This window comes from Thermosulfurimonas sp., assembly GCF_015491435.1.
GTDB lineage: Bacteria > Desulfobacterota > Thermodesulfobacteria > Thermodesulfobacteriales > Thermodesulfobacteriaceae > Thermosulfurimonas_A.
Genome location: NZ_WFVX01000112.1, coordinates 1 through 12,057, shown reverse-complemented (window position 1 = coordinate 12,057; position 12,057 = coordinate 1). Strand labels below are relative to the sequence as shown.

11 protein-coding genes and 1 pseudogene are annotated in these 12,057 nt (G+C 60.0%); 7 read left to right on the top strand and 5 right to left on the bottom strand.

All coding sequences use genetic code 11. The annotated features are described in order from the left end of the window. The 7 genes and pseudogenes from F8J34_RS05015 to F8J34_RS04985 all read left to right on the top strand — a co-directional run. Positions 1-390, top strand: a pseudogene (locus tag F8J34_RS05015) (hypothetical protein); the annotation flags it as partial. Further along, the gene (locus F8J34_RS05010; protein WP_297056912.1) at positions 387-1,217 is read left to right on the top strand and encodes a hypothetical protein; all 831 of its coding nucleotides are present in this window, start codon (positions 387-389) and stop codon (positions 1,215-1,217) included. The pseudogene F8J34_RS05015 and the gene F8J34_RS05010, both read left to right, overlap by 4 nt. After that, positions 1,208-2,767, top strand: a complete 1,560-nt coding sequence (locus F8J34_RS05005) for a hypothetical protein (protein ID WP_297056911.1) — start codon at positions 1,208-1,210, stop codon at positions 2,765-2,767. The genes F8J34_RS05010 and F8J34_RS05005 overlap by 10 nt, the downstream gene beginning before the upstream one ends. Positions 2,768-2,792: 25 nt before the next feature. Next, complete coding sequence (locus F8J34_RS05000) at positions 2,793-4,097, top strand: hypothetical protein (protein ID WP_297056910.1); 1,305 nt, start codon at positions 2,793-2,795, stop codon at positions 4,095-4,097. A gap of 14 nt (positions 4,098-4,111) precedes the next feature. Beyond that, positions 4,112-5,479 (top strand): metallophosphoesterase, encoded by a 1,368-nt coding sequence (locus tag F8J34_RS04995; protein ID WP_297056909.1) that lies wholly within the window; start codon positions 4,112-4,114, stop codon positions 5,477-5,479. A gap of 57 nt (positions 5,480-5,536) precedes the next feature. Then, entirely contained in the window at positions 5,537-6,910 is a 1,374-nt protein-coding gene (gene purF / locus F8J34_RS04990; RefSeq protein WP_297056908.1) for an amidophosphoribosyltransferase, read from the top strand. 3 nt (positions 6,911-6,913) lie between these two features. After that, positions 6,914-8,392 carry a menaquinone biosynthesis decarboxylase gene (locus tag F8J34_RS04985; protein ID WP_297056907.1) on the top strand — a complete coding sequence of 493 codons (1,479 nt, stop codon included), beginning with the start codon at positions 6,914-6,916 and terminating at the stop codon, positions 8,390-8,392. Here F8J34_RS04985 and F8J34_RS04980 read toward each other — a convergent pair. The 5 genes from F8J34_RS04980 to F8J34_RS04960 form a co-directional block, all read right to left on the bottom strand. After that, complete coding sequence (locus F8J34_RS04980; RefSeq protein ID WP_297056906.1) at positions 8,376-8,936, bottom strand: Uma2 family endonuclease; 561 nt, start codon at positions 8,934-8,936, stop codon at positions 8,376-8,378. The two genes, F8J34_RS04985 and F8J34_RS04980, sit on opposite strands and share 17 nt — an antisense overlap. A gap of 26 nt (positions 8,937-8,962) precedes the next feature. Further along, complete coding sequence (locus tag F8J34_RS04975; protein WP_297056905.1) at positions 8,963-9,373, bottom strand: DUF523 domain-containing protein; 411 nt, start codon at positions 9,371-9,373, stop codon at positions 8,963-8,965. Next, a complete protein-coding gene (purM, locus tag F8J34_RS04970) occupies positions 9,370-10,413 on the bottom strand; it encodes a phosphoribosylformylglycinamidine cyclo-ligase (protein ID WP_297056904.1) in 1,044 nt (347 codons plus the stop codon). Before purM ends, F8J34_RS04975 begins: the two co-directional genes overlap by 4 nt. 2 nt (positions 10,414-10,415) lie before the next feature. Then, positions 10,416-11,159: a hypothetical protein gene (locus F8J34_RS04965; RefSeq protein ID WP_297056903.1), complete on the bottom strand. Its 744-nt coding sequence runs from the start codon at positions 11,157-11,159 to the stop codon at positions 10,416-10,418. A 17-nt stretch (positions 11,160-11,176) separates the two neighbouring features. Further along, on the bottom strand, positions 11,177-12,057 hold an 881-nt coding region (locus F8J34_RS04960), incomplete at its 5' end, for a glutamine amidotransferase family protein (RefSeq protein ID WP_297056902.1).

Here is a 12,057-nt window from a genome sequence, read left to right as displayed (position 1 = left end):
CTGGCCGGGGCCCTGCCTCTCACCCTAGGGGACCTGGAGATAAGGGACCCTATCTATGTCCCGGTGGAGGTAAAGGCCCGGCTAATCCTAGAACCCGGGGTCTCTCTGCGACGGGCCCTCTCTCTGGCTCAGGACAAGCTTCGGAATTTTCTACACCCGGTGCAGGGAAACTTTGATCGACAGGGATTTCCCTTCGGGCAGTTCCCGTATTTCTCGGATTTTTATCGTCTTCTTCACCAGATTCCGGCCATCCGGGCGGTGAAAGAACTGGAGGTCAGCGTACGGGTGGGAAAGGAGACCCGCCCCTACCTTCAGGGACACCCCCCGGTCCTTCCCCGGGGGGCCCTGCCCACACCGGGCGAAATCCTTCTTGAAGGAGAAACGGAATGAAGATCCGGATCCCCAGCCTGGACCGGGGACGTTTCCAGGCCCTCTGGGAACGCGCCCTGGCCGAACTCCCCGGTCTCACCCGGGAATGGACCAATTACAACCCGGCTGATCCCGGGGTGGTAACCCTGGAGGTCCTGCTTTTTCTCTTGGATGTCCTCTACTGGCAACTGGATTTTCTGGATGAGGAGGAGATAGAGGCCTACCGACGTCTTCTGGGGACCTCCTCGGAGGAATCCCTGGCCTCCTGGTGGCGGAAGCATCTTTCCTGCGGGGCCGCGGTTACCGCCGAAGACCTCGAGCGGATCCTCCTGGAATCCGGGCCTTTTGAAAAAGTCTATCTCCATCCGGATCTCCGGGCCCGGGTGGTACGGGCTACGGTGATCTCCTCCTCTCCTTTTCCTCCGGAAAAACTGCGCCGGCTGGAAAAAGAGATCCAGGAACTGGAACTTCGTCCCCTGACCCTGGAGATCCGGCTTGAGCCCCCGCAAAAGACGTTCTTTTCTCTGGAGACCCGGCTTTATCCCCTCCCGGGATATTCCAGGGAAGGGTTGCGTCAAAGGCTGGCGAGGGCCCTCTGCCGGTATCTTTCTCCTCTTGAGGGGCTGGAGGGAAAGGGTTATCCCCCGGGCCGCCCCCTTTATCTTTCGGAGATCTACGCCTGTCTGGAAAAGACCCCGGGGGTGGAGGGCCTAGCGGACCTCTCGGTTCAGGTCTATCCTCCGGGACGATTCGACGGAGAGAAGATCCTCCCCGGAGAGGAACGCTTTCCGGAGCTCCTGGAAATCTCTCTCTATCTGGAAGAAAAGGAGGTTTTCCCTTGTCCTTAAAGGTCTTCTTTCGTCGGGCAGCGGAACTCCGGTTCCCGGAAACTCTGGAACTTACCCCGGAGGGATTGAGGCTGAAAAAGGAAGAGCGGCTGGCCCTTCACCCCTTAAAAAGATGGTCTTTCCCCGGAAAGATCCTTTCCGCAGAAAGGACCCTCTGCGACCAGCTTCTGGTTCTCCTTGAGGACGGGAGGCTCCTGGTGGCGGAGGAAGGTTTACGGGTACTTCTCTCCACCCGGGCCGAGGCCCTGGCCGCCTTTTCCGGGGGACTGTTTCTGGTGGGACAGGACCGAATACGGCTCCTTTCCTCCCCTCAACTCCGGGAATTACACCGTTTCCGGGGGCCGGGTCAGGCCGTGCTCTCCGCCACGGTGCGCCGGAAACGTCTTTACGTCTTAACCTCCTCGCACGAAGTATGGGTATATACCCTCTCCGGGAGGAAGGTAACCCGGGTACGGGTCTCGCCTTCCTATCGGGCCCTCAAGGCCCGGGGATTCCTTTACTGGTTCGACGGGGCCAACCTCATCCGGGGCAGGAGTCGGCTTCCTCTGGATCGTCCCCGCCCCCGGGCCTTTTTCCTGCCCGGCCGGGGAGGCCCCTGGTTCCTGGAGTCCGAGGGGACGTTGCTGGCCGGACAGCGGATCACCCGGACCCCTCCGGCGGAAGGGGCCCGGATCTCCTTTCTCCTCCCCGGGGACTATAGCGAAGGATTGCTCTTCCTGGCCGGGAAGGGATCCTTCCGGATCATCTTTCCGCAGACCAAACGCGCCGGACGCCTGGCCCGGATACCTTCCACCCAAACGGACCTCCGGGTGGAGGTGGAACTCTTCGGTGAAGAAACCGTCCTGGCCGGGGTACTGGCGGTTCCCGCGGCCGTGGATCTTCTGGAACTGGTTCCCCCGGTCTATCGGGAGAAGGCCGAGGAACTGCTCCTGCCGCTCCTTACGGCCTTCCGTCTGCTCCACGATGGGATTCTCCTTTCCAAAGACCTCCTCTTCCAGAGTCTTTCCGGAGAGGGAGATCAGGAGGAACTCCGATTTCCCGCGCAGATACTGGGGTTTACGGAAAAGGGGCTTGCGGGAAAGGAGCTTCGAAACTGGCTAAAGGCCCTTCCGGAGCTTTATCGTTACCGGGGCAGTGTGTACGGAATGCGGGAGGTCCTGAGGCGGTGCGTGGGCTCCAGGGCCTTCCTGCACGAGGCCATCGGCTGGAGCAAAACGGAAAGGGAAGGAGGCCCTTTTTCGCGTCTTTTCGGCCGGCAGGGAAACCTCTTCCTGGTATTCCTGAGCCCGGAGGTGCCCCTGGAAAGGATCGCCTTGGTACGGGAGATGGTCCCCCAATGGACCCCTCTGGGAACGGAGGGACGGGTCTGGCCCCTCAAACGGCGCCTGGTGCTGGGAGAACCCCTGGCCCTGGGGCTCAACACCGTTCTCGCCCGGGCGGAACTGGTGATAGGACAAAGTCGCCTGGGGCAGGATTCACGACTTGCGGAGAGGGGGCTCTGCGGGCGTTTGGATCTGCGGGCTACGCTCGGACGAGGGGCCCGTATTTAAAAATACCTGTTAGAAGGAGGAAACCATGTCCTTACCCCAAAAGGTTGTCCGCAGGTTTTCGCTGGGGCTGGAAAGGAACACCTATTTTTTTGGTAAACTTCTTACCGCCGAGGATTTCAACCTAGAGCAGGACTATCTCCTGGCCCGGGAGGCCCTGATCAACGCCACGCTCCTGGGGCCGGGGATCGTTTCCGGCCTGGAGGTCCGGGATCTTGAGGATCGGGGCGATCACCTGCTTTTTACCCTGACTCCGGGACTGGCCATTGATCCCGAGGGGCGACTCATCTTTGTGCCCCAGGAAAAACGGGTGCGCGTGGAACCGAAAAACCGGGCTCCGGAGCTGATGCTGGGGATCTTCTACCAGGAATGCCCCCGGGAACCCACGGTGAGCGTGTGCGATCCCAAGGAGTGTCAACCCAACCGGATACGGGAGGAATTCCGCATCCAGGCCGGGACCTCCCTTCCCGGAGGAATAATCCTAGCCCACCTGCATCTTCAGGAAGACCGCTATCTTCTGCGTTCCACCCCTCAGCTCCTCCTACCCCGGGCGGAACTACCCTCGGAAAGACTCCTTGGCTTGCGCGAGATCCTTCGCTCCCTGCTGGGGCTTAGCGGAGGCCTGCGCCGGGTGGAACAGGAGTTACAGGCCCTGCCCCGGATAAAACGACGAGAACTCAGCTTCCTCTCTTCCCCGGAGAAGAATCCCGTGGAACTGGATTACGGATTTCGGGAATTGCCCCTTACCCAGATTCTCTGCTATCTTCCCCTAAAATACGAGGTTTCTCCCAAAGAGCCCCGGAGGGTGGCGGAAGAACACCGGGAGGCTATGGAGCGGGGGGACCTGATGATAGCCTCCTATCCGGTGCGGGATTTTTTCCGGGCTCCTTCGGGCCCGCCAGGGCCGGGGGAGGAAGGGCCTCCTCCGCCAGGGGCTCCTGTGGCGCCTCCTCTGCGTTCGGCCCTACTCCTGCGGTCTCCCATCGTAACCCATCTTCGGGGCCTGCGGGCCCTCTCCCCGGAGATCACCCTCGAGGAAGCCCGGAACCGGACCCGGAATCTGGGGGTGGACCTCCGGGTGGACCCCGGGCTACCCCTGAATCAACCCCTGCGGGACCTTCCCGCCTACACCCATATCCTCTTCTATCCGGCCTTCGATGGCACCCTGGTCCCCTACCTCGCCCTGGAATTCATAGATCCCTTCCGGGGACGGGCCCGCTTCCGTTTCGACTGGGAGGGTTTCCAAAAGGAGGAACCCGATCTGGCCCGAATGTTCCTGGATAAATTTAAGGGCCTTCGCTTCCGGATCATCTTTTTAAGCGAAACCCGGTAAAAAGGAGGTAAACCATGGGCACCACCTATCTGGCTCTGGTCCTTTCGGATCTTCACCTGGGGGAGGAGGACAGTATCCTCATGCATCTGGATCCCTCCCGGGGTGTCCATTGGCCCTATCTGGAGGCCCTGCGGGGGTATCTGGTTTCCCACCTGGACCTCTCCGAGGTGCGGTACCTGGTCCTCCTGGGGGATGCTCTGGACCTTTCCCTGGCCCGGAGACGTCGTGCCTTTCCGGCGCTTAAGGCCTTCCTGGAGGTCTTTCAGGGGCTGGTCTCCGAGGGAATCATCTATATCCCGGGCAACCACGACCACCATATCTGGGTGGCCTTTCAGGAGGAGACCCAGGTCTTCTGCAAGCTGCGTCAGGACCGCCCGGTGGAACCCTATTACTACGTGCTCTGTCCCTATCTGGATTCCGAGGGAATCCATCTTCCGGAACACCACATCAGTCGTCCTTACGGCCGGGAAACCTTCCTTTACCACCTGCTGCCGGAGGCGGCCCGCTCTCGCCAGCTGGATCTCCTGGTGGCCTATCCCCATATCTATCTGCGCACCGCAAAGGCCTCGGCCCTCCTTACCCACGGCCATTTCTTCGAGGAAACCTGGACCCTCTTCACCGATCTCCTTGAAAAACCCCTCCGGGAAATAACCCACCTCGACTCCATCACCCTGGCCAAACTGGAACAGATCAACGCGCCCTTCATTGAATTCGGCTGGTATTCCCTGGGGCAGGCCGGGGAATTAAGTGTGTTGCTGGAAAAGATCTGGGACGAACTGCACGAACGGGGAGCCGGGCCCATAACCGAGTCCATCCTTCAGGACCTTCGCGACCGTCTGGACCGGGAGATACACTTTCCCTGGTGGGAGGCCTTCAAGGAGGTGTTCAGCGATCTGTGTCTGGATGCCCTGGTTAAGGGGATCAAAAAGCTTCTGGAACAGCAGGCCCGGGGGAAACCCCGTTCCGGGTCCTCCCTGCGCCATAAGCCCGAGATCCTCAAGGAAAAGAAGACCCGGGAGCGCATCCGGAGGTATCTGCGCCTGAGTCTTCCGGACTTCCCCGGGATGGATACCCTGGTCTTCGGACACACCCATGTCCCCTTCCAAAAACGACGGTTTAGCCTGGAGGACGGATCCTCAAGATCCATCTTCTGTTTCAATACCGGGGGCTGGGTCACCGACGTCTATCGGGTTTCCCATTTACTCCGCTCCCGGCCCCTGGTGGTGGCCTTTTCCGGGGAGGGGATCCGGACCCTGGAGATCCCCTGGCCCGAAAAGGAGGCCCTGGCGGAGATCCTCCCGCCGGGCAGGAAAAAACCGGCCACCCCGGAGGAGAAGGAACGCCTTCGCCAGCTTATTCGCAGCCAGCTACTTCGCGCTTAAGCCCGAAGTGGTAAAATAAGCCCGCGACAAAAAATACACCTCCAAGGGGCGGGCAAAATGTGCGGAATTTTCGGGGTCTTCGGGCATCGGGAGGCGGCCAAACTCACCTACTTCGGTCTTTACGCCCTGCAACACCGGGGGCAGGAAAGCGCGGGGATGGCGGTCTCGGACGGAAAAGAGGTGCGGGAGTACAGGGCCCTGGGGCTGGTACCGGAGGTCTTTGACGAGGACATCCTGGTGAAGCTCCCCGGGCACATCGCCGTGGGGCACGTACGTTATTCCACCACCGGGTCCACCACCATCAAGAACGCCCAGCCCTTCTGTGTAACCCATGCCGGATGCACCCTGGCCCTGGCCCATAACGGCAACCTGGTAAACGCCCATCAGATCCGCAGCGAACTGGAGGCCCAGGGTTCCATCTTCCAGACCACCATGGACAGCGAGGTCATCGTCCATCTCCTGGCCAAGGCCGCCCGTAAGGGCATCGTGGAGGCCATCCGGGAGACCATGGGACTCATCCGCGGGGCCTACTCGGTGATCCTGCTCCTTCCGGATCGGTTGATCGCCTTTCGGGACCCTTACGGATTCCGCCCCCTGTGTCTGGGGATGGTCAACGGCGGATACGTGGTGGCCTCCGAGACCTGCGCCCTGGACCTCATCCAGGCCCAGTACCTGCGCGATATCGAACCCGGAGAGATCCTGGTCATCGACGAAGAGGGGCTCCATTCCTACGAAGGGCTTAAGGCGGAAAAACAAGCCCATTGTATCTTTGAGTTTATTTATTTTGCCCGGCCCGACAGTTACATCTTCGGAGAAAACGTATATGTCTTCCGCAAACGCCTGGGAGAAGGTCTGGCCCGGGAGAAGCCTCTGGAGGTGGATTTTGTAATGCCCTTTCCGGATTCCGGGAACTATGCGGCCATCGGCTACGCCCGGGCCACGGGGCTGCCCTTTGAGATGGGGGTCATCCGCAACCATTACGTGGGAAGAACTTTTATTCAGCCCTCCGCAGGGATGCGGGACTTTTCGGTGAGGGTGAAGCTCAATCCGGTGCGGGAGATATTGCATGGCCAAAAAGTGGCGGTGGTGGATGATTCCCTGGTGCGGGGGACCACCAGTCGCACTAGGGTTAAGGCCATTCGGGAGGCCGGGGCCCACGAGGTGCATATGCTCATCAGCTGTCCCCCCATCCGTTATCCCTGTTTTTACGGCATAGATTTTCCCACCCCCGGAGAGCTCATCGCCGCCAAGCATTCGGTGGAGGAGATCCGACGTTATCTGGAACTGGACAGTCTGCATTATCTCTCGCTGGAGGGGCTGATTGCCGCCGCCGGGGGCGATGGAGGGCGTTTCTGTCTGGCCTGTTTCACCGGGGAATATCCGGTCCCGGTGGAAAGAGGCCTGCGCAAGGACATATTGGAGAAGAGGTAAGAGATGGCCTATCGCAACCTTCAGGAATTCGTAAAGAGGCTTGAGGCCGAGGGAGAGCTTTTGCGCATCCGGGAACCGGTTTCCGCGGAACTCGAGATCACCGAGATCACCGACCGGGTGGTCAAGGCCGGTGGTCCGGCCCTCCTTTTCGAGAAGGTCAAGGGGTCGGAACTTCCGGTCCTCACCAACGCCTTCGGTTCCCTGCGGAGGATGTGTCTGGCCTTAGGCGTGGAAAGCCTTGAGGAACTTTCTCGGGAGATAAGCGATTTTCTTCAGGTGGAGGCCCCGGATTCGCTTTTCAAAAAGCTCAAACTGGTTCCTAAGCTCTCGCGCCTGAAAAATATGTTCCCCAGGATGGTAAAAAAGGCTCCCTGCCAGGAGATCGTCCTCCGGGGAGACGAGGTGGACCTTACCCGGCTTCCCATCCTTAAATGCTGGCCCAAAGACGGAGGGCCCTTCATCACCCTTCCGGTGGTTATCACCAAACATCCCGAGACCGGGGTGCGTAACGCCGGGATGTATCGCCTGCAGGTTTTCGATCGGAAGACCACCGGCATGCACTGGCATACCCACAAAGGCGGGGCCCAGCACTATCGCGTGGCCGAACGTCTGGGAAAGCGTCTTCCGGTGGCCGTGGCCATCGGGCCGGATCCGGCGGTAACCTACGCCGCCACCGCGCCTTTGCCTGAGGATATGGATGAATTTGTCTTCGCCGGTTTCCTGCGGGGAAAACCGGTGGAGCTGGTACGGTGTCTCACCGTGCCCCTTGAGGTCCCGGCCGAAAGCCAGATCGTGCTCGAGGGCTATGTGGAGCCCGGGGAAAGACGCCTTGAAGGCCCCTTCGGGGATCACACCGGCTACTACTCCCTGCCGGACTACTACCCGGTCTTCCATGTGACCTGCATGACCATGCGGCGGGAGGCCATCTATCCGGCCACCATCGTGGGCCGCCCCCCGCAGGAAGACTGCTACATGGCCAAGGCCACGGAACGGCTCTTCCTGCCCCTTATCAAAAAGACCCTTCCGGAGATCGTGGATATGAATCTCCCCATCGAGGGGGTCTTTCATAACCTGGCTTTTGTCTCCATCGATAAACGCTATCCCGGGCATGCCCGCAAGATAGCCTGCGCCCTCTGGGGCCTGGGGCAGATGATGTTCACCAAGATCATCGTGATCTTTGACAAAGAGGTGAATGTGCAGGATCTTTCGGAGTGTCTCTGGCGGCTGGGGAACAACGTGGATCCGGCCCGGGATGTGTTCTTCGTACAGGGACCGGTGGATGCCCTGGATCATGCCTCCCCCTATCCCTTTTACGGCTCTAAGATGGCCATTGACGCCACCCGCAAATGGCCGGAGGAAGGCTTCGGCCGTGACTGGCCGGAGGTCATCGAGATGGCCCCGGAGATCAAGGAACGGGTGGACCGGATGTGGAAAAAACTCGGAGTGGAGGAGTTTTTGAGGCGGGCTAAGCGAGGTCTTTAAGGGAAAGCTTTACTCCAGGCAGGACCTCAATTTCCTCATCCGTGCCGTGAAAGGAGACCCGGCCCTCGGCGGTGTAGAGGGCAAGCGTTTTTTCTTTCGGATTCACCACCAGGACGCGCGGGATCCCGAAAGAGAAATAATCCTTAAGCTTGGGATGAAGGTCTCCCGAGCCCGGACCCTCTATCTCCACCACCAGGTCCGGAGGGATCTCCAGATATCCCTTTGGCCGCTCCGGGGACCTCTCCCGGGAGACGAACACGATGTCCGCGGCCCGAAGGGTCAGTGGCTCGCGCGAGATGACAATTCCCACCTCCCCCACCGCAAGCCAGCCTTTACCTTTTAGGAGTTCTTTTAACCGGAAATAAATTTCGCCTTCCCAGTCTCCATGAATAAATCCGGCCGGGGCCATCTCTATGACCTCTCCTTTTACGATCTCATAAAGCCCGGAGGGAATGTTTCCTTCCAGAAGGTCCCGGTAGGTAACCCTCGGGGGATAAAAGAGGGGTTTTTTCGTAAAATCCGGACGGGGAAGGGAGGCAGCCATTTTAAACCCTCCTTAGAATCCTTTTATCACCCGATTTCTATGATTTCAATGCCTTCTGAAAGGAGGAGGGCCGCGGTGACGCCTGGGGCAGGGCTTAAGCCGCAGGAAGGGCTTTTGGCCTTAAGGAAGGCCCGCTTTATTCCCAGGGTGCGGCAGATCCTTAGCACTTCCCTTGCGCCCCGGAGAAAGGCTTCCGTGACCTCTTCGCCTTTACGATTCACCACCCGCGCCTTTCCGGAAAGAACGGAGAACCCGTCTCCCTCAAGGATTTCCGCCGCGGGTCGCGGGGTGGGAAGCCCTCCGAGCTGCTCCGGACAGGCCGGAATGAGGAGATACCGCCCTTTAAGGCTTTCTACAAGTGGCTCCTCGATACGCTTTCCGTCGTACCGGGTGGCCAGGCCCAGAAGACAGGCCGAAAGGAGGACCGGTTCCCTCACACCAGGACCACCGAGGGAGGCTGCTCCGGGGAAGCCTCAATATACCCCAGACGATAGACCCGTTCTCCGGAACCCCGACAGATGGCCTCGGCCTCCTCCGCCACCTCCTCCGGGACCACCAGCACAAATCCCACCCCGCAGTTAAAGACCCGATACATCTCCTCCTCGGAGATACGTCCCTGTTCCATGAGGAACCGGAAAATGGGGGGCATCTCCCAGGCCGACTTCCGGATCACCGCCCGGACCCCCCGGGGCAAAACCCGTTTGAGGTTGTCGTAAAAACCGCCTCCGGTGATATGGGCCATGGCCTTAACCGGAAGGCCCCGATGAAGGAGATTCATTACCGTCTTCACATAGATCCGGGTGGGACGCAGCAGTTCCTCTCCCAGGGGGGCCTCCAACTCCGGGATACGCTGATCCAGGGAAAGCTTCAGTTCCTCCAGCACAATCTTGCGCACCAGAGAAAAGCCGTTGGCATGGAGGCCGTTAGAGGCCAGCCCCAGAAGGACATCCCCCACCGAGACCTCGGAGCCGTCGATGATCCGGGACCGCTCCACCACCCCCACCGCAAACCCCGCACAATCGTATTCTCCGGGGGGATACATCCCGGGCATCTCCGCGGTTTCCCCGCCCAGCAGGGCACAGTCGGCCTCCCGACAGCCCTCGGCCACCCCCTCCAGCAGCTCGAGATAAACCTTCTCTTCCAGCCGACCGAAGGCCAGATAATCCAGGAAGAAGAGGGGCTTGGCCCCGCAGACGACCAGGTCGTTTACGCACATGGCCACCAGATCGATTCCGATTCCCCGGTGGTGCCCGGCCAGGACCGCCAGCTTGATCTTGGTCCCCACCCCGTCGGTGGTGGCGCACAGAACCGGTTCCTTGAAATTCAAATCCAGGGCAAAAAATCCGGAAAAACCCCCGATGTCCGCCAGCACCCCCCGGCGGGGCGTGCTCTTCACCAGTCGGCGGATTTCCTCCACCAGACGGTTGGCCTTGTCAATATCCACCCCGGCTTCGGCGTAACGCGATCTCTCGGCCATGATCAGTAAGCGTAAAGCTTCCCGTACGGACGATGGGTGTAGGGTTCGATCTTTATAAAGGGCTCCCGGAGGATCTCCTGAAGATCCAGATGGAAGTCCTCACAATATTCGGCCAGATGCCGGCGCAAAAGTTCCTGGTCCTGGGCGGTGAGTTCGTGGGGTTTAAGGCCCTTTCCCAGCTGATACTCCTCCACCTTTCCCCGGATATAGATGGTGCCTCCGTGCATTCCCGTACCCAGATAGAGACCGGCCAGGGGTCGTTCGGGGTACCGGGAAAACATCCCCAGCAGGATGATGATACCCCCGGCCATGTATTCTCCCAGGAAATCCCCGGCCTTTCCTCCGATGATGATCACCGGAATCTTATCCATATAGGCCTTCATATGGATCCCCACCCGGTAGCCCACATCGGAATAGACATGGATCTTTCCGCCGCGCATGGCATAACCCACCACATCTCCGGCCATGCCGTGAACCACGATCTTCCCGTCATCCATGGTGTTTCCGGCCCCGTCCTGGGTGTTGCCGTGGACGATGATCTCCGGCCCCCGCATGAAGGCCCCCAGATCCAGACCGGGAGTGCCGTAAATATCCAGGCGAACCTTTTCCGCAATCCCGGCAGCAATGTACCGCTGACCGTTCACGTTGCGCAGGATAAACTCCCTTTCCCCCTCCTCGATCTTGGCCCGAAGCAGGCGATTCAGATCCCGATAATGCAAATCCCTGGCGTCTATCTCCGTGGCCATCAATGCGCGCCTCCTTATTACCCCGGATATCGGCAGACTGCGGCCCCGGTCCTCTCTCCGGGACCGCGCAGGTAACTCCTCTGGTTGGGGATGACCCCGGGCTCAAGCTCCACAATCACCGGTTCCCCGGCCTTGGGGGCCCACACCCGGTCGGGGTCCGGGCAGATGGCCCGGATGGCCGCCTCCTCACTGGCCATGTAAACCATATCCCCTTTCTCCGCCGCTACCAGCGGGCGCAATTTAACCCGGTCGTTAAGCCCCACCAACCCTCCATTATACGCAAAAAGTATGGCAAAGGGACCGTTCAGCATGGCCCCACCGTAAACCACCCGCACCGCGGTGGCCAGATCCCGCTCCTCCGGAGGCATACGATCGATCTCCTCCCAGAAGGGCGGAGCCAGGGCCATACAGGCGATCTCTATGGGCAGACGATGTCTCCGGATGAGCAGATCCAGGAGATAGGCCACCACCTCGGTGTCGGTAAGAAGGGTGCAATGGTACCCGAACATCTCCAGATAACGCCGGTTGGTCCCGTAGCTTGAAATCTCTCCGTTGTGCACGATGGACCAGTCCAGAATGGTGAAGGGATGAGCCCCTCCCCACCAGCCGGGGGTGTTGGTGGGGAAACGGTTGTGTGCGGTCCAGATATAGGCCCGGTATTCCTCGATGCGGAAAAATTCGGCGATCTGGGCCGGGAACCCCACCCCCTTGAAGGCCCCCATGTTCTTGCCCGAGGAAATAACATAGGCCCCCTCGATCCGGGTATTGATCTCCATAACCAGCCGGACCATATAATCGTCTTCGTCCTCGGTGCCGGCACACAGATCCCGCACCTCTCCCTCGTACTTGGGCTTGACAAAGAACCGTTTGAAAAGCGGCGGATTTTCGATGCCCGGAG

What these genes read in the sequence shown, in the direction of transcription:
- F8J34_RS05010 (WP_297056912.1), top strand. Translation starts at nt 387, where the DNA reads ATGAAGATCCGGATCCCCAGCCTGGACCGGGGACGTTTCCAGGCCCTC.
- F8J34_RS05000 (WP_297056910.1), top strand. Translation starts at nt 2,793, where the DNA reads ATGTCCTTACCCCAAAAGGTTGTCCGCAGGTTTTCGCTGGGGCTGGAA.
- F8J34_RS04995 (WP_297056909.1), top strand. Translation starts at nt 4,112, where the DNA reads ATGGGCACCACCTATCTGGCTCTGGTCCTTTCGGATCTTCACCTGGGG.
- purF (WP_297056908.1), top strand. Translation starts at nt 5,537, where the DNA reads ATGTGCGGAATTTTCGGGGTCTTCGGGCATCGGGAGGCGGCCAAACTC.
- F8J34_RS04985 (WP_297056907.1), top strand. Translation starts at nt 6,914, where the DNA reads ATGGCCTATCGCAACCTTCAGGAATTCGTAAAGAGGCTTGAGGCCGAG.
- F8J34_RS04980 (WP_297056906.1), bottom strand. Translation starts at nt 8,936, where the DNA reads ATGGCTGCCTCCCTTCCCCGTCCGGATTTTACGAAAAAACCCCTCTTT.
- purM (WP_297056904.1), bottom strand. Translation starts at nt 10,413, where the DNA reads ATGGCCGAGAGATCGCGTTACGCCGAAGCCGGGGTGGATATTGACAAG.
- F8J34_RS04965 (WP_297056903.1), bottom strand. Translation starts at nt 11,159, where the DNA reads ATGGCCACGGAGATAGACGCCAGGGATTTGCATTATCGGGATCTGAAT.